The sequence below is a fragment of the Bradyrhizobium sp. 159 genome, assembly GCF_023073795.1.
Classification (GTDB): Bacteria; Pseudomonadota; Alphaproteobacteria; order Rhizobiales; family Xanthobacteraceae; genus Bradyrhizobium.
On record NZ_JADPKE010000041.1, the window covers coordinates 173252 to 196401 of the forward strand.

Annotated in this window: 25 protein-coding genes, 1 tRNA gene and 1 pseudogene; 10 read left to right on the forward strand and 17 right to left on the reverse strand. The window is 65.2% G+C overall.

Features of this window, described 5'->3' with window-relative positions; genetic code table 11:
• Positions 1-170 precede the first annotated feature (170 nt).
• Positions 171-1310 (forward strand): FAD-dependent monooxygenase, encoded by a 1140-nt coding sequence (locus IVA96_RS09910; protein ID WP_247276358.1) that lies wholly within the window; start codon positions 171-173, stop codon positions 1308-1310.
• Positions 1307-2920, forward strand: coding sequence for a benzoate-CoA ligase family protein (locus tag IVA96_RS09915; RefSeq protein WP_247276357.1), 1614 nt, complete (start codon positions 1307-1309; stop codon positions 2918-2920). Before IVA96_RS09910 ends, IVA96_RS09915 begins: the two co-directional genes overlap by 4 nt.
• A 183-nt stretch (positions 2921-3103) precedes the next feature.
• On the opposite strand, the gene IVA96_RS09920 is transcribed toward IVA96_RS09915, so the two are convergent.
• Together IVA96_RS09920 and maiA are read right to left on the reverse strand one after the other, a co-directional pair.
• Complete coding sequence (locus IVA96_RS09920) at positions 3104-3616, reverse strand: MarR family transcriptional regulator (protein ID WP_247416947.1); 513 nt, start codon at positions 3614-3616, stop codon at positions 3104-3106.
• Positions 3606-4238 (reverse strand): maleylacetoacetate isomerase, encoded by a 633-nt coding sequence (gene maiA / locus IVA96_RS09925; protein ID WP_247276355.1) that lies wholly within the window; start codon positions 4236-4238, stop codon positions 3606-3608. Before maiA ends, IVA96_RS09920 begins: the two co-directional genes overlap by 11 nt.
• A 176-nt stretch (positions 4239-4414) precedes the next feature.
• Between maiA and gtdA the strand changes: the two genes are divergently transcribed.
• Complete coding sequence (gene gtdA, locus IVA96_RS09930) at positions 4415-5455, forward strand: gentisate 1,2-dioxygenase (protein ID WP_247276354.1); 1041 nt, start codon at positions 4415-4417, stop codon at positions 5453-5455.
• A 117-nt stretch (positions 5456-5572) separates the two neighbouring features.
• Here gtdA and IVA96_RS09935 read toward each other — a convergent pair whose 3' ends face one another.
• The 4 genes from IVA96_RS09935 to IVA96_RS09950 form a co-directional block, all read right to left on the reverse strand.
• Positions 5573-6397, reverse strand: coding sequence for an ABC transporter permease (locus IVA96_RS09935; protein ID WP_247276353.1), 825 nt, complete (start codon positions 6395-6397; stop codon positions 5573-5575).
• The gene (locus IVA96_RS09940; RefSeq protein ID WP_247276352.1) at positions 6390-7163 is read right to left on the reverse strand and encodes an ABC transporter ATP-binding protein; all 774 of its coding nucleotides are present in this window, start codon (positions 7161-7163) and stop codon (positions 6390-6392) included. Before IVA96_RS09940 ends, IVA96_RS09935 begins: the two co-directional genes overlap by 8 nt.
• 283 nt (positions 7164-7446) lie before the next feature.
• Positions 7447-8451, reverse strand: a complete 1005-nt coding sequence (locus tag IVA96_RS09945) for an ABC transporter substrate-binding protein (protein ID WP_247276351.1) — start codon at positions 8449-8451, stop codon at positions 7447-7449.
• 44 nt (positions 8452-8495) lie between these two features.
• A complete protein-coding gene (locus tag IVA96_RS09950; RefSeq protein WP_247276350.1) occupies positions 8496-9857 on the reverse strand; it encodes an FAD-dependent oxidoreductase in 1362 nt (453 codons plus the stop codon).
• A gap of 40 nt (positions 9858-9897) precedes the next feature.
• Between IVA96_RS09950 and IVA96_RS09955 the strand changes: the two genes are divergently transcribed.
• Entirely contained in the window at positions 9898-10038 is a 141-nt protein-coding gene (locus tag IVA96_RS09955) for a hypothetical protein (RefSeq protein ID WP_247276349.1), read from the forward strand.
• Between the two features lie 4 nt (positions 10039-10042).
• Here the strand turns inward: IVA96_RS09955 and IVA96_RS09960 are convergent, their stop codons facing one another.
• A complete protein-coding gene (locus tag IVA96_RS09960; protein WP_247276348.1) occupies positions 10043-10846 on the reverse strand; it encodes an enoyl-CoA hydratase-related protein in 804 nt (267 codons plus the stop codon).
• 153 nt (positions 10847-10999) lie between these two features.
• Here IVA96_RS09960 and IVA96_RS09965 point away from each other — a divergent pair, with 153 nt between their 5' ends.
• Positions 11000-11974: a ketopantoate reductase family protein gene (locus IVA96_RS09965; protein ID WP_247416953.1), complete on the forward strand. Its 975-nt coding sequence runs from the start codon at positions 11000-11002 to the stop codon at positions 11972-11974.
• Positions 11975-11977: 3 nt separating this feature from the next.
• Here the strand turns inward: IVA96_RS09965 and IVA96_RS09970 are convergent, their stop codons facing one another.
• On the reverse strand, positions 11978-12655 hold the full coding sequence (locus IVA96_RS09970) for an alpha/beta family hydrolase (protein WP_247276346.1): 678 nt from the start codon (positions 12653-12655) through the stop codon (positions 11978-11980).
• A gap of 122 nt (positions 12656-12777) precedes the next feature.
• On the opposite strand from IVA96_RS09970, the gene IVA96_RS09975 reads away from it, so the two are divergent.
• Positions 12778-13923 carry an acyl-CoA dehydrogenase family protein gene (locus tag IVA96_RS09975; RefSeq protein WP_247276345.1) on the forward strand — a complete coding sequence of 382 codons (1146 nt, stop codon included), beginning with the start codon at positions 12778-12780 and terminating at the stop codon, positions 13921-13923.
• A gap of 11 nt (positions 13924-13934) precedes the next feature.
• On the opposite strand, the gene IVA96_RS09980 is transcribed toward IVA96_RS09975, so the two are convergent.
• On the reverse strand, positions 13935-15074 hold the full coding sequence (locus IVA96_RS09980) for an amidohydrolase/deacetylase family metallohydrolase (RefSeq protein WP_247276344.1): 1140 nt from the start codon (positions 15072-15074) through the stop codon (positions 13935-13937).
• A 126-nt stretch (positions 15075-15200) separates the two neighbouring features.
• Positions 15201-15277: transfer RNA gene (locus tag IVA96_RS09985), tRNA-Arg, on the reverse strand.
• 136 nt (positions 15278-15413) lie between these two features.
• Here IVA96_RS09985 and IVA96_RS09990 point away from each other — a divergent pair.
• A complete protein-coding gene (locus tag IVA96_RS09990; RefSeq protein ID WP_247276343.1) occupies positions 15414-15773 on the forward strand; it encodes a VOC family protein in 360 nt (119 codons plus the stop codon).
• Positions 15774-15786: 13 nt separating this feature from the next.
• On the opposite strand, the gene IVA96_RS09995 is transcribed toward IVA96_RS09990, so the two are convergent.
• The 5 genes and pseudogenes from IVA96_RS09995 to IVA96_RS10015 form a co-directional block, all read right to left on the reverse strand.
• Positions 15787-16743, reverse strand: a complete 957-nt coding sequence (locus IVA96_RS09995; protein WP_247276342.1) for a tripartite tricarboxylate transporter substrate-binding protein — start codon at positions 16741-16743, stop codon at positions 15787-15789.
• A 49-nt stretch (positions 16744-16792) separates the two neighbouring features.
• Entirely contained in the window at positions 16793-17164 is a 372-nt protein-coding gene (locus tag IVA96_RS10000) for a cupin domain-containing protein (protein ID WP_247276341.1), read from the reverse strand.
• Positions 17165-17189: 25 nt separating this feature from the next.
• Positions 17190-17828: an RraA family protein gene (locus IVA96_RS10005; protein WP_247276340.1), complete on the reverse strand. Its 639-nt coding sequence runs from the start codon at positions 17826-17828 to the stop codon at positions 17190-17192.
• A 34-nt stretch (positions 17829-17862) separates the two neighbouring features.
• The gene (locus IVA96_RS10010; RefSeq protein ID WP_247416957.1) at positions 17863-19380 is read right to left on the reverse strand and encodes an AMP-binding protein; all 1518 of its coding nucleotides are present in this window, start codon (positions 19378-19380) and stop codon (positions 17863-17865) included.
• 111 nt (positions 19381-19491) lie between these two features.
• Positions 19492-19783, reverse strand: a pseudogene (locus IVA96_RS10015) (alpha/beta hydrolase); the annotation flags it as partial.
• 260 nt (positions 19784-20043) lie between these two features.
• On the opposite strand from IVA96_RS10015, the gene IVA96_RS10020 reads away from it, so the two are divergent.
• The gene (locus tag IVA96_RS10020) at positions 20044-20673 is read left to right on the forward strand and encodes a hypothetical protein (RefSeq protein WP_247276338.1); all 630 of its coding nucleotides are present in this window, start codon (positions 20044-20046) and stop codon (positions 20671-20673) included.
• A gap of 192 nt (positions 20674-20865) precedes the next feature.
• On the opposite strand, the gene IVA96_RS10025 is transcribed toward IVA96_RS10020, so the two are convergent.
• Positions 20866-21069, reverse strand: coding sequence for a hypothetical protein (locus IVA96_RS10025; protein ID WP_247276337.1), 204 nt, complete (start codon positions 21067-21069; stop codon positions 20866-20868).
• A gap of 18 nt (positions 21070-21087) precedes the next feature.
• Positions 21088-22095, reverse strand: coding sequence for a 2-dehydropantoate 2-reductase (locus IVA96_RS10030; RefSeq protein WP_247276336.1), 1008 nt, complete (start codon positions 22093-22095; stop codon positions 21088-21090).
• Positions 22096-22258: 163 nt separating this feature from the next.
• On the opposite strand from IVA96_RS10030, the gene IVA96_RS10035 reads away from it, so the two are divergent.
• Both IVA96_RS10035 and IVA96_RS10040 read left to right on the forward strand, forming a co-directional pair.
• Positions 22259-22834 (forward strand): YidB family protein, encoded by a 576-nt coding sequence (locus IVA96_RS10035; RefSeq protein WP_247276335.1) that lies wholly within the window; start codon positions 22259-22261, stop codon positions 22832-22834.
• Positions 22835-22862: 28 nt separating this feature from the next.
• Positions 22863-23135, forward strand: coding sequence for a GlsB/YeaQ/YmgE family stress response membrane protein (locus tag IVA96_RS10040; protein WP_247276334.1), 273 nt, complete (start codon positions 22863-22865; stop codon positions 23133-23135).
• The last annotated feature ends 15 nt before the right edge of the window (positions 23136-23150 follow it).

Genomic DNA, 23150 nt, shown 5'->3' on the forward strand with positions numbered 1-23150 from the left:
GCGTGGTTTGGCTATGCTTGGGCGCGAAACTGCTTCGGACACGCGCCAAACGCGCGTTCGGGACTGAGCTTCGGCGCGCCTCGTCTTTCATAATTCCGCTGGCGCCGGACGCCGGAGCACATTAGTCTACCCCTAGATAGTGAGTATACTGTCAATTAGGGAGGCAGACGTTGCGGATCGCCGTGATTGGCGGGGGGCCCGGTGGGCTCTACTTCGCCTATCTCTGGAAGAGGCGTCACCCCGAGGATCAAGTCGACCTGTTCGAACAGAACCCGGCCGACGCGACCTGGGGCTTTGGCGTCGTGTTCTCGGACCAGGCTTTGGAATTCCTGCGCGCCGACGACCCCGAAACGGTCGACGCGATCGCGCCGCATATGGAGAGCTGGGAGAACATCACGCTGAACCTGCACGGGGACAGCGTCGCCATCGACGGGGTCGGCTTCTCCTCGATCGGACGGCTCGAGCTGCTCAAGTTCCTGCAGCAGCGCGCGCTCGATGCCGGCGTCACCCCGCGCTTCGACACCCAGATCCATGCGATCGACCAACTGAACGGCCACGATCTCATCGTCGCCGCCGACGGCCTCAACTCGCTGGTGCGCCGGGCCTATGAGGGCGATTTCGGCACCTCGCTGTCCTACTCCTCCAACAAGTTCGTCTGGTACGGCACCTCGAAACGCTTTGACACGCTGTCGCAGACTTTCGTGAAGACCGACCGCGGCGCCTTCAACGCCCATCACTACCGCTACTCGCCGAACATGAGCACCTTCCTGGTCGAATGCGACCACGCGACATGGCAGGCCTACGGCTTCGCCTACAAGGACGTCGAGCAGTCCAAGGGCGTTTGCGAGGAGGTGTTTGCCGACACGCTTGGCGGCCATTGCCTCGTCTCCAACAAATCGGTCTGGCGCAACTTTCCCTGGGTCTGGAACGAGCACTGGTCGTTCAAGAACATCGTGCTGCTCGGCGATGCCCTGCACTCGGCGCATTTCTCGATCGGATCGGGCACGCGGCTCGCGATCGAAGACGCCATCGCGCTGGTCAAGGCGCTGGAATCGGATGCGCATTTGTCGACCGCGCTGCATCGGTACCAGGCCGCGCGCAAGCCGATCGTGCAAAAACTCGTCGATGCCGCGCGCACCAGCGCGTTCTGGTACGAGCACTTCGCCGACCATATGAAGCTGCCCGTGATGGATTTCGCCTATAGCTACATCACCCGGTCCGGCCGTATCGACGATTCCCGGCTGCGGGCGATGTCCCCGGCCTTCATGGCGCGCTACGAGGCGGCCAAGAACGGCGGGGGTGCGGCATGAGCAACGAGATTCGCGACCAGGTGCCCGCGGACAGCCCCGGCGCACGCGAGATCGGCTTTGCCGTTCCGCAAATCTATAACGCCGGCCGCGTGCTGTTCGACAATCTCGACAAGGGGCGCGGCGACAAGCTCGCGCTCATCGGCCCGGCGGGCACGCGGACCTATGCCGAGCTCTGCGCCGAGGCTTGCCGCTGGGGCAACGGGCTTGCCTCGCTCGGCCTCAAGCGCGGCGACCGCGTGCTCTTGTTTCTCGACGACACGCCGACCTATCCCGCCGCCTTCTTCGGCGCGGTGCGCGCCGGCTTCGTGCCGCTCCTGATCAACACGCTGACGCCGCCGGACCTCTTGCAGTTCTATCTTGCCGATTCCGGCGCTGCCGTTGCGGTGGTGGATGCCGAATTCTGCGCGCGCTTCAATGCGGAAGCTTGCAGGGACACGGGTCTGCACACGCTGATCGTCGTCAATGGCGAGGTGCGCGACCACGCCGCGCCTGTTGCGATCGCAGCGGCAAGCTGGCTCATGCAGTTCCCGGCCGAACTCGCGGAAGCCAACACCGATCGCGACGAGATGGCGTTCTGGATGTACTCCTCCGGCTCGACCGGCCGGCCCAAGGGCATCGTGCATCTCCAGCACGATATGGCCTATAGCGAAGCCGCCTTTGCCCGGAGCGTGTTGAAGCTGACGTCTGGCGACATCTGCTTTTCGGTGCCGAAGATATTCTTCGCCTATGGCTTCGGCAATTCCGTCACCTTCCCATTCTCGGCGGGCGCGGCAACGTTGCTGTTGCCAGGCCAGCCGAAGCCCGCATCGATCTTTTCGGCGATCGAGCAATACAAGCCGACGGTGTTCTTCGGCCTGCCGACGCTTTATACATCGCTGACCAAGGCCGAAGACGCGGACAAGACGAATTTCTCGTCGCTGCGTATGGCGCTCTCCGCCGCCGAGGTGCTCTCGGCCGAAGTCTTCAACGGCTGGAAGACGCTCACGGGCCTCGAGATCGTCGAAGGCCTCGGCTCGACCGAGGTGCTGCACATCTATCTCTCCAACCGTCCCGAGCGGAAGAAGCTCGGCGCCGCCGGCCTGCGCGTTCCCGGCTACGAGGTTGCGCTGCGCGACAAGGACGGCTGCGACGTCGCCAACAACGAGGAAGGCATCTTGTGGGTGCGCGGCGATTCCAACACGCCGCTGTACTGGAACCGGCCGGACAAATCCGCCGAGACGATCCGCGAGGGCGGCTGGATCTACACCGGCGATCGCTTCGTGCGCGATGCCGAAGGCTTCCACTTCTTCCGTGGCCGCGCCGACGATCTCATCAAGATCTCCGGCCAGTGGGTCTATCCGCTGGAGGTCGAACTCTGCCTCGCCGACCACCCTGATATTCGCGAATGCGCGGTGTTCGCCGCCGAACTGCCGGACCGGCGCATGACGCTGAAGGCCGTGGTGGTGATGAACAACCGCACCACTGATCAGAGCGAGACGACGCGCAAGCTCCAGGATTATGTGAAGGGTAAGCTATTGCCCTACAAATATCCGCGCGAGGTGATCTTCATCGACGAGCTGCCGAAGACGGGCACGGGGAAGATCGACCGGCAGGCGTTGCTGCGAATGTGAGGCCGAGGATGTGAGGGATACGCTCACGTGACCATACCACGCTGTCATCGCCCGCGAAGGCGGGCGATCCAGTATTCCGAGACAAATGTGATTCAGCCGAGAAGCCGCGGCGTACTGGATCCCCGCCTTCGGGGAATGACAGTTGAGATCGAGGCGACAGCGTCGCTACACAACTGGAGTCCGTCACCCGCCCTTCCCCAGACGTTCCAGCGCATCCTCGGCCCGCAGCGGCACGCGTGAGGCTTCGTTGTTGAGATCGACCAGCTGCACCAAGAGCTCCAGCAGCGCCTTGCGGTCGGCGGGTTTCAACGGCTCCAGCATGCGCGCCTGGGCTCGCTCCACGGCGGGGATGATGTCGCGCAGGATCGCGGCGCCTGATTTGGTCAGATAGAGCAGCTTGATCCGCTTGTCCTCGGGCGCCGGCTTGCGCTCGATATAGGCCTTGGCCTGAAGCCGCTCGATCACGCTGCCGAGCGTGGAGCGGTCGAAGGCGATCACCGCCGACAGACGCGTCGCGTCGATGCCGGGATGGGTGTGGACCGCGATCAGCGCCGCATATTGCACCGGCGTCAGGTCGAACGCCTTGCACTCCTCCATGAAGATCGAGACCGCGATCTGCTGCATGCGCCGGAACAGATAGCCTGGCGCGGCATAGACCGCATCCATCGTGATCGGAGGAAGAGGCTTACTCGGCATCGGGCTGCTTCTCCGGCGCGGCATTGGCAAAGGCCGGCATTGCCTTGGCGGCGGCTTCTGCCTGAAGCAGGCGTGGATAGGCCGACACATCGACGCCGAAACGGCGCGCATTGGCGAGCTGCGGCACCAGACAGAGATCGGCCAGCGTCGGCGCGTCTCCGAAGCAGAACGGGCCCGGCTCGTCCCTGATCAGCGCCTCGCAGGCCGACAACCCCTCGCGGTTGACCCAGGCCGCCCAGTCCTGGACCTTCTCCTCGGCAAGGCCGAGCTCGCGCAGCCGCGCCAGCACCTTCAGGTTCTGCACCGGATGTGTGTCGCAGGCGATCGCGAGCGCGAACGCGCGCACCTTGGCTCGGCGCAGCGGGTCCTTCGGCAGCAGCGGCGGATTGGGGTGCGTTTCGTCGAGCCATTCGATGATCGCGACCGATTGGGTCAGCACTTCGCCTGCATCGTCCTCCAGCGCCGGCACCAGGCCTTGCGGATTGATGGCGAGATAGGCGGGCGCGCATTGCTCGCCCTTGCGCAGATGATGCGGCAGATGCTCGGCACCGAGGCGCTTGAGGTTCAGCGCGATCCGCACGCGATAGGCGGCGCTGGAGCGGAAATAGCCGTGCAGCTTCATTGAGACCTCCCTTGGTTCTTGTCGTTCCGGGGCTCGCGGAGCGAGAACCCGGAACCTCGAGATTCCGGGTTCGATGCTGCCGCATCGCCCCGAAATGTACGACCAACATCCCTCACGTTGACGCTACCTATATCGTCAGTATACTGTCAAATCAACAAACGAGCGGGAGCCGCACCATGGAAGCCGTGACCAAGACGCCGGAACGCGAGGCGTTTTACCGGAAGATCGACGGCGAAAATCTCACCGCGCTGTGGACGGTGATGAGCGACTTGATCACGCCGGAGCCGAAGAGCGCCTGCCGGCCTCACTTATGGAAGTTCGACATCATCCGCGACTACATGACGGAAGCCGGCAAGCTGATCACTGCCAAGGAAGCCGAGCGGCGCGTGCTTGTTCTGGAGAACCCGGGCCTGCGCGGCCAGTCCAAGATCACGACCTCGCTCTATGCCGGCGTTCAGATGGTGGTGCCCGGCGACGTCGCGCCCGCGCACCGCCACAGCCAGTCCGCGCTGCGCTTCGTGCTCGAAGGCAAGGGCGCACACACCGCGGTCGACGGCGAGCGCACTGCGATGGAGCCCGGCGACTTCATCATCACGCCGTCGATGACCTGGCACGATCATTCCAACGAGACCAGCGAGCCGATGTTCTGGCTCGACGGCCTCGATATCCCGCTGGTGCAGTTCTTCGATTGCTCCTTTGCGGAAGGCTCAAAGGAGGACCAGCAGAAGATCACAAGACCTGCCGGCGACAGCTTTGCGCGCTACGGCCACAACCTGCTGCCGGTCGACGTAAAGCGGAGCTCGAAGACCTCGCCGATCTTCAGCTATCCCTATGCCTACACCCGCGAAGCGCTGGAGAAAGCCCGCGTGTGTCAGGAATGGGACGCCTGCCACGGCCTGAAGCTGAAGTTCAGCAATCCCGAGACCGGCGATTTCGCAATGCCGACCATCGGCACCTTCATCCAGCTGCTGCCGAAGGCTTTTAAGACCGCGCGTTATCGCTCGACCGATGCCACGGTGTTCTGCCCGATCGAAGGCCGCGGCCGCAGCCGGATTGGGGAAGCGACCTTCGAATGGGGCCCGCGCGATCTGTTCGTGGTGCCGAGCTGGCACTGGGTCACGCACGAGGCGGATGAGGACGCTGTGCTGTTCAGCTTTTCGGACCGGCCGGTGCAGCAGAAGCTGGATCTGTTTCGGGAAGATCGCGGGAACGCGTGAGGGTTGACCCGTCATTCCGGGACGATGCGAAGCATCGAACTATGGTGCGCTCTTGCGCACCTGAGAATCTCGAGATTCCGGGTTCACGCTTCGCGGGCCCCGGAATGACAGCGGTGCTCACCGCCAGTGTAGCAGCCTTGTCTCCAGCCAGCCGATCACCTTCCCCACGGCCAGCCCGAACACCGACAGAATCACCACACCCGCAAGCAGCTGATCCGTCTGCATCAGATTGCCGGCCTGGAGCACGAAGGCCCCGATGCCGTATTGCGCGCCGATCATCTCGGCGCTGACGACGAGCAGCAGCGCGACCGAGGCGGTGATGCGGAAGCCAGCGAGGATCGCGGGCAGCGCGCCAGGCCAGATCACCTTGCGCACGATGGTGGCAAACGGAACGTTGAAGCTCTGCGCCATGCGGATCAGGTTGCGCGGCACCGCGTCGACGCCGCTATAGACCGAGATCGCGGTCGAGAAGAAGACGCCGAGCGCAATGGTCGCGATCTTCGGCTCTTCGCCGATGCCGAGCCAAAGGATCAGGAGCGGCAGCAGCGCGATCTTCGGGATCGGGAACAGCGCCGAGATCAAGGTGATGCCGACGCTGCGCGCGAGCCGCGACAGGCCGATGGCGAACCCGACGGCAACGCCCGCCGCCGTCCCGAGCAACCAGCCGATGCCGATGCGCAGCAGCGAGGCCGAAACGTGCTGCCAGAGCGCGCCAGAGATCGCGAGCTGATAGATCGCACGTACGATCGCCGACGGCGCCGGCAGGAACAGCGGATTGACGAAGCCCGCGGTGCCGGCGGCCTGCCAGATCGCGATGACGAGCGCGAGCGCGATCCAGCCGCCGAAGCGGCTCGACGCAGGCACGAAGCCCGCACCGCGGAAGCGGACGCGTCGAGTCGCTTGGTCCCTCGAAGCGCCTTCCGCCGGCGCACGGTCAAGCATGCTGAACCTCGCGTTCGGCGTCGATCGCCTCGTTGCGGATTAGCGACCAGATCTGGCTTTGTAGCGCCAGCAGCTTTTCCCGCGCAGCGGTTTCGCCGCGCTCTGCACGCGTCATCGGCACGGTCACGACCTCGCGAATGCGGCCGGGCCGCCGCGACAGCACCACGATGCGGTCGGCGAGCCGCGCTGCCTCTTCGAGATTATGGGTAACGTAGACCGCGCCCATGCCGCCGTCGGCGAGCAGGCGAACGAAATCCTCCATCAGCAGTTCGCGGGTTTGCGAATCCAGCGCCGACAGCGGCTCGTCCATCAGCAGGATCGCAGGCTTGACCGCAAGCGCGCGCGAAATGCCGACGCGCTGGCGCATGCCGCCGGAGAGCTGTTTTGGAAAGGTCTTGCGAAATTCAGTCAGGCCGGTGCGGCGCAGCGCGTCCTCGACCAGCGCGCGACGCTGCGTTGCTGAAAGCTGCGTGTGCAGCAACGGGAATTCGACGTTCTCCTCGACCGTCGCCCATGGCAGCAGCGCAAAATCCTGGAACACGAAGGTCAGCGGATTGAGGCTGTCCGCCGGCGGCTGGCCGCGCAGCTCGGGCGCACCCGAGCTCGGCTGCAAGAGGCCGCCGAGGATCGACAGCAGCGTGCTCTTGCCGCAGCCGGAGGGACCGACGATCGCCACGACCTCGCCGGCGCTGACGGTGAACGAGACGTCGTCGAGCACGGCGAGGTCGCCGAAGCGATGAGAGATGTGGTTGGCGATCAGATCCATGCGCGCCCGCCTTCTTCACCGTCCCCTGGAGGGGGAGGGTCGGTTTGCATGCAGCGAAGCGAAATGCAAACCGGGATGGGGTGGCGGTCTATCCACATGGATGCTGACAATGCCTGCTCCCGGACTTTCCGCGAGTACTCGGAGCGAACGACGGACAGACCACCGCCATGGCTCACCCCACCCCGCTCGCTCCGGACGATGCTGCGCATCGCCGGCACGATCGACCCTCCCCCTTCAGGGGAAGGTGGCAGGTTGCCCGTCACGAGAGTCTGCATCGTCAGCATCAATCCGCCTTCACATAGTCCTTCGCGATGATCGCGTTCGCATCAAAGCCCTTGTCGGCAAAACCCTGCTCCTGGAGCCATTTGATCTGGTTGTCGACGTTCTTCACATCCAGCTTGCCGTCGGGGTCAATATAGGCACAGTTGCCAACCACCTGCTCGACCGGGAGGTTGGTATACTTGGCAATGATCTCCAAGAGCGGCTTGGTCTGGTCGTTGACCGGCGCAACACCGTCCTTCATCGCCGCGAGGATGACGTCGTGATATTCGCGATCGGCCTTCGCCAGAGCGGCGAGCAGTTTTGTCACCAGCGCCTTGTTGGTCAGCGTCTTCGGCGAAGCGAACACCGCCCCTAACTGCCAGGGCGTCTCGTCGCCGACCCAGCCCAAAAATTTCGCGCCGCCCTCATCGATCAGCTTTCGCGCCGTCGAGACCGGAAGCAGCGCCGCATCGACGGTCTCGCCCTTTAGCGCAGCCGCAGCATTCGACAGCGATTGCAGCGGCACGATCTTCACGTCCGCGAGCTTGAAGCCATATTTGTCGGCGAGCAGCCCGAGCGAGTAATGAAAGCTCGATCCGACCTGCGTCACCGCCACGCGCTTGCCCGCAAGATCCTTCGGCGTCTTCAGGCCGGCGGCATAGGCGTTGTTGCTGGCGAAATAGCCGATCAGGGGATAGCCGGCCTTCTCGCGGCTCATGCCGCCGATCACCTTCAGCGTCCCCTTGCCGGCGAGATTGTAGAGACCGGCGGTGAAGGCGGTGATGCCGAAATCGACGTCGCCCGATGTGGTGGCGACCGCGATCGGCTGCGCCGCGTCGAAGAACTTCAGCTCGACCTCCAAGCCGGCCTCGCGAAAATAGCCCTTGTCCTGCGCAATGAAGACCGGCGCGGAGGACGACAGACGAAGCACGCCGATCTTCGCCTTCAGCGCGTCTTCGGCCCGGGCCGTGCTCATCGCCGTGATCGCCAAAAGGCCCACCAGCGCGAGCCGCGCCATCCCCATCATCCCATTTCCTCCAGTGCTTCTCTTGGGCATTCTCTTGCAGTCCGCTACAGGCCCTTGGGCACCGTCTGGTCCCGCCCGATGAAGGCGCCCTGCCGTTTCAACGTTTCCTGCAATTTTTCAACGGCGATGTCACGTGGCATCCGGTTTCCGGCCAGCGCCAGGGCGGCAGCGGAACCGGCCGCCTCCCCCATCACGAAACACGCACCGGAGACCCGTGCCGCCGATTGGCCCTCATGGGTCATGGAGGCACAGCGGCCGGCGACCAGGAGATTGTCGACGCCTTCGGGCACCAGCATCCGGTACGGCAGCTCGTTATAGCCGCGCGAGTCCGGGATCGGCGGAAAGGTGAAGACCACGTCGCCGGGCACATGGGCCTCGATCGGCCAGCCATTGACGCCGATCGAATCCTCGAACGAAGCGCAGCCGAGCACGTCCTCGCCGCTGAGCTGGTAGCCGCCGCTAATGCGGCGGGTCTCGCGGATGCCGAGCTGCGGCGGCAGGTCGACGATGTAGGAATTTTCGAAGCCCGGCACAGTGCGCAGGAACTCGAACGCGGCGAGCGCCTGCTTGCGGCCCTCGATCTCGCCGCGGGTGAGGTCGTCGGGCTCGACGCCATTGATGGCGTGGCCGTCCTCGCGCGCGACTTGCGTGAAATTCACCCGCCATTCGATGCCGGACTTTTGCGGCCGCACGATCGCGCTCTTGCGTGGGAATTTGTGCGTGCCGGCGGCAGTGGCCTTCTCCATCAATTGCGGAATGGTTCGCCAGGCCTCCCCTGCCTTCGCAGGATCGATGCCGTTGAGACGCAGCATCATCGAGGGGTACATCGGATGGCCATGCTCGTCGCCGATCTCGAACGGCGCGCCGGCCCACACCGCGAGATCGCCGTCGCCCGAGCAGTCGATGAAGATCTCAGATCGCACCGCCTGCCGGCCCGCCTTGGTCTCGACCATCAGCGCATCGATGCGGCGGTCATCGCCCATCACCACGCCGGCGCCGAGCGCGTGAAAGAGGATGTGCACCTTATGGCTGGCAAGCAGCTCGTCGGCCGCGATCTTGTAGGCGGCGGTGTCATAGGCCTGGGCAAAGACCTTGCCGAGGATCAGGTGCGGCGCATTGAGACCGTTGAGCCGATCGATCCGCGCCAGCAGCTCCGAGGCCATGCCCTGCACCAAGCGGCGATGCTCGCCGTAGACATTGCCGTGCAGGCCGCAGAAATTGGTGACGCCGGCTGCCGTGCCCATGCCGCCGAGAAAGCCGTAGCGCTCGACCAGCAGAGTCTTCCGCCCCGCGCGCGCCGCTGACGCCGCCGCAACGATGCCGGCCGGGCCGCCGCCGAGCACGACGACTTCATATTCGCCATAGAGCGGCACCTGTCGTGCCGGTTCTTCGATCATCGCCCGCATGACGCGTCCCTGTTCACAACTCTCTTGCTTGAGGCCGACTATGGATCAGTGCGCACTGAGCTACAATCCACCAAAAAAGCTCGCGATCGACGAGCGCAGGACACTGGAAACGCTGCGCCGGATGCGGCAGGACGATGATGCCGTCTATCGCAGCATCAACAACATCTGCCGCGGCTGCTGAACGCCTAACCTTTGCCGCCCCGCCAATTCGCCGCCCGCTTCTCGGCAAACGAGGCCAGCCCTTCCGCCGCCTCTGCGCTCTGGCGCTTGACCGAATGCAGGTGCACGAGGCGCGTGTAAGCGGCATCGTCCACCGCCATGCCGCCGAACGAGCTCTCCATCGCGAGCATTTTGGTTTCGGCCATCGCTTCCGGCCCGTTGGCGAGCAACTGCTCGACCACCTTGCTGCCTGCGGCCTCCAGTTCGGCGAGCGGCACCACCTCGTGGACGAGGCCGATGCGGCGGGCGTCCTCGGCGCCAAAGCGCTCGCCGGTCAGCGCGTAGCGGCGGACTTGCCGTACACTCATTGCGTCGCAGAGCTGCGGGATGATGATGGCGGCGGTCAGGCCCCAGCGCACCTCGGTGATCGAGAACAGGGCGTTGTCCGCGGCGATCACGACGTCGCAGGCCGCGATCACGCCGGTGCCGCCACCGAAGCAGCCGCCCTGCACCAGCGCGACCGTCGGAACCGGCAGCGTGTTGAGCCGCTGCACGGCCTCGAAGGTCGCTCGCGAGGCCGCCTCGTTCGCTTGGGTCGATTGCGGTCGCACGCCGTTGATCCATTTGAGGTCGGCGCCGGCTTGGAAATGCTTGCCATTGCCCCGGAGCACGACGACGCGGAGGCTCTGCTTCTTGCCGAGATCGTCCATGGCCGCGAGCACGCTCGCGATCAACGCGCCGTCATAGGCGTTGTTGACCTCGGGACGGTTCAGGGTGACGGTCGCAACGCCGCGCTCGTCGAGGGTCCACAACACTGGATTGGCGGTCATCGGCGATCCTCCGGTCGATTTGTTTGCCGCGCACTATGGCCGAGGCCGCGCGCCCTGATCCATATCTTTCCGGCGTGGGGCGGCCGCGTCCATCGCATGGCGGCTTGTGTCATGCTGGCACCAGGCGGCAAGAGATCAGGACGGGACACAGACATGCGCATCTGCATTTTCGGCGCGGGCGCCGTCGGCAGCCACATTGCGGTACGGCTGGCACGCGCGGGCCATGAGGTCAGTTGCGTGATGCGGGGGGCGCACCTGGAGGCGGCGCGCGCCGGCGGCCTCAAGCTGCGCGTCGGCGATTCCGAGGTCGGCGCCAAGGTGAACGCGTCCGGCGATCCGGCCCAACTCGGGCCGCAGGACGTCGTGATCTCGACGCTGAAAGCAACCGCGCTTCAGGGACTGGTCTCCAGCATCAAGCCGCTGCTGCAAGACGACACCGCGATCGTGTTCGCGCAGAACGGCATTCCCTGGTGGTACGGCATCGGCCTGCCGCCGCGACACCCCACGCCGCCGGACATTTCGTTTCTCGATCCCGGCGGGCGCTTGCGCGCCTGCATCCCGAAGGGACGCATCGTCGGCGGCATCGTCTTCTCGTCCAACGAGGTGATCGCGCCCGGCGTGGTGCAGAACCTCACCCCGGACCGCAACCGCCTCTTGATCGGCGAATGCGACGACCGCAATTCCGAGCGCATCACCAGGCTGCGCGGTGTCTTCAACGATGCCCGGCTGGAATCGCCGCCGGTGGCCGAGATCCGCGAGGCGATCTGGTCAAAGCTCCTGACTAACATGTCGCTGTCGGTGCTGTGCCTGCTCACCGGCCAGACCGCGCGCGGCGTGCGCGACGATCCCGCCTTCACTGAAGTCATTCCGCGCATGCTGAACGAGGCCAACGACATCGCCCAGCACTTCATCCCCGAGGTCAAGCGCGTGACCCGCAGCGGCCCCGCCCCCAATCACAAGCCATCGCTGCTCCAGGATTACGAGCTCGGTCGCGCCATGGAGATCGACGTGCTGGTGAAGGCGCCGGCCGCCTTCGCGCGCGCCGCCGGCCTATCGACGCCTGCCCTCGACCTGATCGCCGCGCTGGCGATCCAGAAGGCGCGCGACAAGGGGCTCTATGCGGCGTGAGCTTCAGGCAAGCCCATCGATCCAAGCCGCCAGCGTGTCGAGCACCTCTGTCAGCGCCTCGTCATTGCTGCGGCCGGACTTTTTCAGGACCGCGAAGGAGTGATCGCCGCCCTCGATCTCATGCAGCGTCGCCTTCGCTCCGAGCCGCGCGACGACCGGCTTGAGATGGCCGAGATCGGCAAGCCCGTCGCGCGTCCCCTGCAGGAACAGCATCGGGATTGCGATGGCGGCGAGATGCTCGGCCCGATCGACCGACGGCTTTTTGTCGGCATGCAGGGGAAAGCCGAGGAAGGCGAGCCCTTTGACGTGAGGCAATGGGGCCTTGGACTGCGCCTGCGAGGTCATGCGCCCGCCGAACGACTTCCCGCCGGCCACGAGCTTCAATCCCGGGCACAGCCGCGCCGCCTCCACGGCCGCCGCGCGGATCGCGACGTGGGCGACCGCCGGTGGATCGGGACGCCGCTGCTTCTTCTCCATGTACGGGAAATTGAAGCGAAGCGTCGCGATGCCGCGGTCAGCGAGACCTTGTGCGACCTTCTCCATGAACGCATGCCGCATATCGGCGCCTGCGCCGTGCGCCAGCACGTAGCAGGCGCGCGCCTCGGCCGGCTGCGTCAGGATCGCCGAGACTGTGCCGATGCGCTCGATGTCGAGCTTGAGCTCTTGAGTTTTGGCAGCCAAAATCAGACACCCTGATGCATTTCCGGCCGCCTTGGTAGCGTCACTGGCGCAGCCTGAAAACACAATAATTGCCGCGCCCTGCCGGCCTACCAAGCCGGACAGCCGCATTAACCGAGGTAACCATGTCCTACCGCTCCTCCTGGATGACCGAAGAGCTCGAAATCTTCCGCGACCAGTTCCGGAAATATCTCGCCAAGGATCTGGCGCCGCACGCGCAAAAATGGCGCGAGCAGAAAATGGTCGACCGCTTCGCCTGGCGCGGGCTCGGCGAGATGGGGGCGCTGCTGGCAAGCGTGCCGGAGGAATATGGCGGGTTGGGCGCCACCTTCGCCTATGACGCGGCGGTGCTGGACGATCTCGAAAGCACGGTGCCGGAGCTGACGACGGGGGTCTCCGTGCACAGCGCCATCGTCGCGCACTATATTCTCAATTACGGCTCGGAGGAGCAGAAGAAGCGCTGGCTGCCGAAGATGGCCTCGGGCGAGATGGTCGGCGCCATCGCCATGACCGAGCCCGGCACGGGCTCGGATCTGCAGGCCGTGAAGACCACGGCGAAGAAGCAGGGCAATTCCTACGTCATCAACGGCCAGAAGACGTTCATCACCAACGGCCAGGCCGCTGATCTCGTCATCGTGGTCGCACGTACCGGCGAGGCGGGCGCGAAAGGCATCTCGCTGATCGTGGTCGAGACGGCGGGCACTGAAGGCTATCGGCGCGGGCGCAACCTCGACAAGATCGGCCTGCACGCCTCCGACACGTCGGAGCTGTTCTTCGACAATGTCACCGTGCCGCCGGACAACCTGCTCGGCAAGGAGGAAGGCCAGGGCTTTGTCCAGCTGATGCAGCAATTGCCGCAGGAGCGCCTCGCGCTCGCGGTCGGCGCCGTCGCCGCGATGGAGCGTGCGATCAAGCTCACCACCGACTACACCAAGGAGCGGAAAGCCTTCGGCAAACCGCTGATGGACTTCCAGAACACCGCGTTCAAGCTCGCCGAGCGCAAGACCGAGGCGATGATCGCGCGCGTCTTCGTCGACTGGTGCATCGAGCGCCTGATCGCAAAAGACCTCGACACGGTCACGGCGTCGATGGCGAAATATTGGTGCTCGGAGAAGCAGGTCGAGACCGCCGACGAATGCCTGCAGCTGTTCGGTGGCTACGGCTACATGCAGGAATACCCGATCTCACGCATCTTCATCGATTCCCGCATCCAGAAGATCTACGGCGGCACCAACGAGATCATGAAGCTGTTGATTGCAAGGTCGCTGTAATCGCGTCCTGCTCAATTCGGATGCCACCAGCGGCCGCCGATAACGACACCGTCGGAGACGATCTTGCGATCGCCGATCAGGTGCTCGCCGACGACGTCCTCGTAATCGAACTGGCCCTGCTTGACCGAGATCAGCGTGGCGTCGCCGACGCTGCCCGGTTTGAGGCTGCCGAGCTCGGGGCGGCGCAGCGCCATCGCCGCATTCACCGTCGAAGCCGCAATCACATCCGGTAGCTCCATGCCCATGCACAGGAATTTCGACATGGTCGTGACCTGGTCATAGGCGGGGCCGTCGATGCACAGCATGTGGATGTCGGACGAGATCGTGTCCGGATAGAAGCCGTTGGCGAGCATCGCGCGCGCGGTCTTGAACGCGAACGAGCCCTTGCCGTGACCGATGTCGAACAGCACGCCGCGCTCGCGTGCATCCAGCACCGCCTTCTTCACCGTGCCCTGCGCGGTCGCGGGCGTGTTGGGGAAGGGGCGGAACGCGTGGGTGAGCACGTCGCCTGGGCGCAGGCGGGCCAGCACCTCCTCATAGCTCGGCGGCGGGTGATCGATATGCGCCATCAGGGGCATGCCGACCTCGTTCGCGACTTGGAGCGCGATGTCGAGCGGCACGGTTCCGGACGTGCCCGAGGAGTGCAGGCCCACACGCACCTTGATGCCGACGATGAGATCGCGATTGGCATCCGCCACCTTGGCCGCGTCGATCGGATTCATCAGCCGCAGCTCCTCGCTCTCGCCGACCATGATCCGGTGCGAGAAGCCGAAGATGCCGGCATGCGAGACGTGCAGATAAGCGAGAATGCGGACCTGGCTCGGCTCGATCACATGCTTGCGAAAGCCTGCGAAATTGCCCGGCCCGGCGCTGCCGGTATCCACCGCCGTGGTGACGCCGGAGAGGCGGCAGAACTCCTCGGCATCGATGCCGAGCGAGGTGCCGCCCCAATAGACATGGGTGTGCAGATCGATCAGCCCCGGCGTCACGATGTAGCGTGACGCGTCACGGACCTCGGTGCCCGGATCGGCCTTGAGCCCGCTGCCGACCGCTGCCACCTTGCCGCCGGCAAAAGCGACATCGGTCACGGCATCGAGCTTCTGGGACGGATCGACCACACGGCCGCCGCGCAGGATCAGGTCGAAAGGCATCGTCGTCTCCGGATAGTGCTGTGAGGTGTGGCGGGCACGTCGGCCGGGCCAGCAAGGAAGGAAGCCGCTCGCTTCTAGCAATTTTTGCGCCGAGCGGCGTGGCAAACCGTAACGGTGCCCTGAAAATGGCGATCCCGGGAAGACTCGAACTTCCGACCTACGGTTTAGGAAACCGCCGCTCTATCCGGCTGAGCTACGGGACCGCGGAACCCGGAGTTGCGGGTTCGGCCCCCTCATAGCAGAGCAGGATGCCGTTCGCCAGCCGCAAGGCGGGTCATCGCCAAGCCGAGCGAGGAGGCTGTACAATCGCGTCTGGGTTGACCCTGCGGAGCAGCTCCCATGATCGAAAGCATCAGCGCTATCACCCTCGGCACGCACGACATGGCGCGCGCCGTTCACTTCTATCATTCGCTGGGGTTCGAGCTCCTCTATGGCGGAAAAGCCGCGGCATTTACCAGCTTTCGCGCCGGGACCGGCTATCTCAACCTGACGGCACAGCCGGACGACAAGCGCTGGTCCTGGTGGGGCCGCGTCATCTTCTATGTCGCCGATGTCGACGCGACTTTTGAGCAGGCGCGCGCCGCCGGATGGCGGCCCTCGACCACGCCGCGCGATGCGGAATGGGGCGAACGTTATTTCCATCTCACCGACCCCGATGGCCATGAGCTCAGCTTCGCGCGGCCGCTCCGCGGAGTTTGAAGAGGCCGGATAGCTAAGCCCTGATATTGTTATCCTTTACCACCTTGCCCCAATAAGCGACCTGCTTGTCGAAGAAGCCCTTGAACGCGGCGCCGTCCTCGAGCAGCAGCGTCATGTGCTGGGTGTCCTTGAGCTGGGCGGCGGTCGCGGGCTCACTCAGGATCTCCTTGGAGGCCGTCGCCATGGCCGAAACGATGTCCGGCGGCGTGCCGGCGGGCGCGAAGATGCCCCACCAGGCGAGCGTCTCGAAGTCCGGAAAGCCCGCCTCGATCGCGGTCTGCGTGTCCGGCAGTGCCGGCAGCCGCTCGCGGCCAAGCTGCAGGATCGGTCGCAGCATGTTGGTGCCGAGCTGGGCTGCGACCAGCGCCGCCGATCCCGCAATCAGATCGACATGGCCCCCGAGCACGTCGTTCATCGCCGGGCCGCCGCCGCGATAGGGTACGTGCATGATCTCGACACCGGCCTTGCTGCCGAGCACGGTCATGGCGAGATGGCCGAGCGTGCCGATGCCGACCGAGGCATATTTCACCGCGCCGGGCGTCGCCTTGCAGGCCGCCACCACGTCCGCGAAACTCTTGTAGGGACGGCCGGCGCCGGCCGCGATGACGTAAGGCGCGGTGCCGATCAGCAGGACCGGCATCAGCTCACGCTCGACATCCACCGGCGGCTTGTCGAGGATGGATGGAATCACCGCATGGGAATCGAACGTCACCAAAAATGTCGAGCCGTCCGCGGGGCTCTTGGCCACCTGCGCCGCTCCGAGCGCGCCAGCGGCGCCCGACTTGTTCTCGACCACGACGATGCGGCCAAGCCTGGTTTGCAGATTGGACTGCAACAGCCGCGCCATCGCGTCGGTCGATCCGCCCGGCGGAAACGGCACCACGAGCGTGATCTTGCTCCCTTGCGCCGCCGCCTGCGCCATTGCGAGGATGGCCGGCGCAGCCAGGAGCGTACGTCGCGTGATCGTCATGGTCCCCTCCCTTTGATCCCCGCGCGCTTTGCTTTTTCTTTTGAGCGCTTCAGGTCGTCCCGAAACCGGATCCCGGTTTCCTGTATTCTGGCCTTGGTGGACTAAAGATGTCCAGCACGCGGGCGCCGTCGGGGCCGGCGCGCATCGTGTGCGGCACGTTGCCGGGTGTGCGCCAGAAATCGCCCTTCTTGACCGGGATTTCCTCATCGCCCTGGACGCGGATGGCGGAGCCGTCGAGCAGCACGCCCCATTGCTCCTCGGGATGATGGTGCAGCGTGCCCTGCGCGTGCGGCGCGAGCGTCACCACCGACAGCATCGCCTGCTCGCCGGAGAAGATGCGCGTGGTCACCCCAGCCGCGAGTTCGCGAAACAGCCCGTCGCTGGGATCATCGATATTGTGGAATTCATTCTTCTGGCTCATGCCATCCTCTCTTGTCGTCGCCTGATCAGGACTTGCCGTAGGAGCCCTGGTAGCGCCCCTCGCGAATCGCCTTCAGCGTCTCCTCCTCGCGCGCGACCTGGACGCGCACCGCCTCCAGCAGAGCCGCGGCGCCCGCGGCGGGAAACGACACCACGCCGTCCTCGTCGCCGACGACGATATCGCCGGGCGCAATCACGCTGCCGCCGATCGTGACCGGCACGTTGATCTCGCCGGGGCCGTTCTTGTAGGGGCCGCGATGGATCACCGCGCGGGCGTAGCAGGGAAAGTCGTCGGCCGCGAACGCCGCAACGTCGCGGATCGCGCCGTCGATGACATAGCCTTCGGCTTTGCGCCATTGCGCGATGTTCTTCATGATCTCGCCGACCAGGGCTCGCGACTCGTCGCCGCCGCCATCGACCACGATGACGTCGCCAGGGCCGACCAGCTCGAGCGCGCGGTGGATGGCGAGATTGTCGCCGGGACGGGTGCGCACCGTGAAGGCCGCTCCCACCAGCTTGCCGCCGCGATGAAAGGGCCTTAACCCCACTGCGCCCGGCAGCCGGGCCAGATTGTCTGAGATCACCGAGGTCGGCGCGTCGCCGAAACCTGCGATGATGCTCGCCGGCGGCTTCGGCACGCTGCTCGCTGCGATGGTGATCGTCATGTCGTCCTTCCGTGTTCTTGTCCGTGTTTTTGTCTTATTCGGCGTGCGCCCGCGCCTTCGCCGGCCAAATCCGGAAGGCGCGCCCCTCCTTCATCCACGCCGCGCGCTCGTCGCGCAACAGGGTGCGGCGGACTTTGCCGGAATCATCGCGCGGCGGCGCGTTGACGATCTCGAAACTCTCCGGGTGCTTGTAGCGGCTGAGCTTGTCCTTCAGGAAATCGGCCACGCCATCAGCGATGGCCTGACCGTCGGCATCGGGCTCCGGCTCGATGATGGCGTGGACGCGCTGGCCCAATTCCGGATCGGGCAATCCCGCCACGACGCAGGAACGCACGCCGGGACAGGCGGAGACGGCGGCCTCAACCTCGGCCGGATAGATGTTGGCGCCGCCGCGCAGGATCATGTCGGCAAGACGGTCACCGAGATAGAGATAGCCTTCCGCATCCAGCCGGCCGATATCGCCAAGCGATTCCCAGCCGTCGGCACGGCGCTTCGGCTCGGCGCCGAGATAGTGATAGGTCGCGTCCGTGCCGTCATTGTTGAGGAAATAGATCTCGCCGGTCTCGCCAAGCGCGACATCGTTGCCGTCCTCGCCGATGATGCGAAGCTTCGCCATGTCGCCGATCTTGCCGACCGAACCCTTGTGCGTCAGCCATTCCGTACCGGAGATGATGCAGGCGCCCTGGCGCTCGGTGCCGCCATAGAGCTCCCAGATCCGCTCGGGCCCGAGCCAGGCGATCCAGTTCTCCTTCAGCCAGGGCGGCATCGGAGCAGCCATATGGAAAACCGTCTGAAGACTCCATACATCGTAGGCGTTGCGCACGGTCTCCGGCAGCGCCCAGATCCGGTGCATCATGGTCGGCACGAAATTGACCCATTGCACGCGCTCGCGTTCGATCTGCCGCAGCGTCTCCTCAGCGTCGAACTTGACGAGGCCGGTGAGCTTGCCGCCGGCGAACAGCGCGTAATGCGACACGATGAACGGCGCATTGTGATACAGCGGGCCGGGATTGAGCAGTGAGACCCCGAAGGGGATATTCAGCGGCGGCGCAGCGACGGTGTCGGTCACTGCCGGATGATGGTCGAGGATCACCTTGGGACGGCCGGTCGAGCCGCCTGAGGTCATGGCCTTCCAGTAGCGCGCCACCGGCGGGTCGAGCGGCTCGTCCGAAAAACCTTGCGGCACGAAATCAGCCGGGAGACGGTTCGGCGCGTTCCAATCGGCCTCGCCGCCGACCACCAGCGCCGGCTTGAGGATGTCGAGCACCGCGGCGGCTTCGCCGCGCGGCAGCCGCCACGACAGCGAGGTCGGCGTTGCCCCGCACTTCCACACCGCAAAGGATGTCTCGAAGAACGCGTTGCTGTTGGGTAATCCGATCGCGACGAAGTCACCGGGCTTGACGCCCTTGGCCATGAACGCCCGCGCGCGCCGGTTGGCGCCACGCTCGAGCTCGTCCCATGTCAGCGTCTCCTGCCCATGACGGACGGCGATCGTGCCGTGCGGTTTGCGCTCAGCGTACCAGCGCGGCACGTCGGACAGAGGCAGCAGCATCAGGCGTTTCCACTTCGTCTTTTTGGCGCCGCCTCACGATGAGGCGCTCACAGTGCGAAGTGTAACAGCCAAAGCCAAGCCTTCAAGGCACAAGCCTTCAAGGCATGCGCATCAGCGCTCCGCGCTGCAGCCCGCACTATCGAACAGTGCCGCGAGCCCGCACCGCGAGGTCAGCATCTGGTCGCCGTCATGGCCGACGCCGGGAACGTCCAGATCTTGTGATTGGGCGTGCGGTGGTTGCGCTTGGCCATCGCCTCCGCATAGGCATGTCCGCGGGCGTAGCGCGTGGCGCCTTGCGCCTTCGCCATGCAGCTCTTGTCGAGCGCGCGATGCTCCGGATTGGTTCGAGGGTGCCGAGCAGATAGATCACCTCGCGCTCGACATAGCGCTGTTCGAGCGCGGCCGGCGCCACGTTCGCACCAGGGCGGTTGCGACGATACCTGCCAGCGCTCGCAACGGACATTCTCCTTCGAATTCAGACCAATAAAAGTTTAAGCGCATCACCTGCCGCGCGGCTGTGACTCCCGCGCCACGTCAAGCAAAAAATGTCAGCAGCCCAGCCATGAAATTCCCGGGTTCCATGGGTGACAAGCCGGCGATAAAGAGGCAAAAATCCGGCTCGACTCAGGTGGGGTTGAGTCGTGCAAGGAATGCTCTCGTAAAATGTCGGTCGTAGTTGCATCGCGTCGTGCGGCGCCGCTTCTCGTTACCGCAGCAGGATTATTTCTGCTGACGCTGCCGCATGCCCGGGCGCAATGGTGGAAGCGCGCGCCGGTCGACTTCGAGCAATGCGCTGACGCCGCCGAGAAATCTCCGACCAAGGCTGAGAAGACGGCGGCGCTCGCCGATTGCAACGCCAAGTTCGCTGGCCGCCGCAAGGCAGGCGGCGGCTATTCCTATTACGACTTCCTCCAGGATCGCACCTTCGACATCGCCGGGCCGAATCCGACCCCCGAGGAGCAGAAGAAGATCGACGAAGCCTACACCGCCTATCTCGCCAGTCAGCGCCGCAGCAATGAAGCGGCCCAAGCCACCGCGCGACAGCAGCGCGAGCAGCAGGAACAACAGGTCCAGCAGCTCCAGCAGATCGCACTGCGAACCGAGGTCGAACGCGCACGCGTGCCCGTCCCGGTTGAGCGGCCGAAGGTGCAGCAGACTGTCGGCCCGAAGCCGAAGGGCGCGCCCTGCACCAAGGGCTCGTTCTCCTGCGAGTGGCCGCGCCTGTCGGAAAGCTTGAACGATTTGAAGAAGTTGTTCAATCCAACGCAGAGCAAGCCGGCGAAGAAGGGTTAGCTGGCCGCTCCCAACTCCGCTGTCGTCCCGGACAACCTTAAGCGCAGATCCGAGACCCATCGCCACAGGGAGGAGTTGTCGCACGCAGTCGGCAACCACGAGTCTTCGCCACACCCAATCCTGTGATTATGGGTCGGGGATCGGCGCGCGCTTTGGGCGCGCTTGTCCGGGACGGCGGCGCAGAGCGTGGCGTCAGTTCGCGTGCTTCTTCTTAGTGCGCTTGGGTTTGATTGCGGGCGCCGCTGCCGTTGGCGGAGCGCTCAACGCCTTGCGGCTCTCCTGCAATCGCGCGTCATAGCCCGGAGAGTTCACGACCGTCGGCGGTCTTGCATCAGCGAACGTGGATGCGCCGCAGAGCGCAGCCAGCGCGAGCCCGATCATCAAACAACGCTTCATCGCACTGCTCCTTCGCGCTCACGCTGATCCGCGAATCTGCCGTGGCGTCAGCCCGGGTGAGCCCTTGCCCGCGACTTCGGCTTCCTTGATCAACGCAACAATGCGGCGCATCAGCGGCACGTCGATATTGTTCTGTTCGGCCAGCGCGATGACCGCGCCCTGAAGATAGTCGATCTCGGTCTTGCGCCCTTGCTTCAGGTCCTGCCACATCGAGGAACGCGCCTCGGGGTCGATCTTCATCGTGCGGCCCAGGATCGCATTGAAGATTACATCTGGCAGCCTCAGCAAGGTCGGCGTCCATCCCATTGGGATCGGCGTTGCCGAAACCGGCGCGATGCCGGCGGCCTTCAGCGCGGCGAGGCCCTCGGCCATCTGGTCCGCGAACAGCCTTCGCCAGTCGCGGCTCGCCAATTGAGCGGCGAGCGGCATGTCGGAGAGCGCGCTGAGCGCGTTGTTCAGATTGATGATCAGCTTACCCCATTGCACGCCGGTGATGTCGCGGCTCGCGCGCATGGTGAGCCCCGGAACCGAGAGCGCCGCGGCCGTGTTCTCCGCATCCTCTCCGATATGAATATCGCCGGAGGTCGAACGGTGGAAACGGCCCTCACCCATCGCGATCACGTTGAACGGCACCATGCCGGCGAGCACGCGCCGGCCGCCGAGACGCTCGCCTAGCACCGCGACATTGCCGATGCCGTTCTGAAGCGAGACCACGACGGCGTCGTGCGGCGCATGCTGCCCGATCTGCTCCGCGACATCGGCGGTGTCGGCGCTCTTCACCGTCACCAGCACGATGCCGGCGCTGTGGAAGATCGAAGGGTCCTCCGACAAAGCGAGCTGGCCAGCACCGAGCTTGTTCTCGGAGCCATCGTGGTCCGTCAGCCGCAGGCCGAAGTGTTCGATCTCGCCCTTCACCCGCGGCCGCACCAGCAGCGCGACGCGGCGGCCCGCGGCCGCCAGCATGCCGCCGACGAAACAGCCGATGGCGCCGGCGCCGGCCACCACGATCGGTCGATCCGTAAGCACTGATCTCGCTCCCTGAATGACCGGCCTTCGATAGCAGAGGCGAAGCCGGCTGCCCATCGCGTCGCAGCCGCCTTGTAACCGTCATGACTGCCCCATATGTTCTCGCCCCGGGGGCCTGTCAGCGGCGAGCGCTCGCCGAACGAGACGCCAAAGGGAGAGCACGATGGGTCTACTCGACGTCCTCAACGGCATGCAGAACGGCCCGCGCGGCCCCAGCACGCCCAGCTCCGAGCAATCCTCCGGCGGCATGTCGCCGATGACCATGGCGCTGCTCGGCCTGCTCGCCTGGAAAGCCTTCAAGCATATCACCGCAAACCAATCTGGCACGGCCCCGCAACCGTCGCCGACGCCTGCGCCGCCGCCGGTGAACACCGCAGACAGCGGTGGGCTTGGCGGTCTCGGAGGCTTGCTGAAGGGCGGCCTTGGCGGCCTGCTAGCGGGCGGCGCGGCCGGCACCGTGCTGAGCGGCGGGCTTGGCGATCTCCTCAACCAGCTCCAGCAGAGCGGCCATGGCGACGCCGCAAATTCCTGGGTCGGCAAGGGCGAGAACAAGCCGATTGCACCGGGCGATCTCGCCAGCGCGCTCGGCGCCGACCAGATCGACAGCCTGTCCGCCCAGAGCGGCCTGTCGCGCGAGGAGCTGCTCTCCGGCCTCAGCCAGTATCTGCCGCAGGTGGTCGACCATCTGACGCCGGACGGAAGGCTGCCGACCGAGGACGAGCTCTCGGGCCGCATCTGATTGTCGTCAAAGGGAGGGGAGCACTGTCATGAGCATGGGCGGCCTGTTGTGGATCATCCTCGTCGGCTTCGTTGCCGGCCTCATCGCGCGCTGGCTCGCGCCGGGGCCGAACAATCCGAGCGGCTTCATCCTCACCACCATCCTCGGCATCGCCGGCGCGTTTCTCGCGACCTTCGTCGGCCAGGCCATCGGCCATTACAGCCCCGACCAGGGCGCCGGCTTCATCATGGCCACGATCGGCGCCGTGGTGGTGCTGTTCATCTGGCACCGCCTGGTGGCCAGCGGCGTGATCAAGGGATGATCGCCGCAGGCCGTA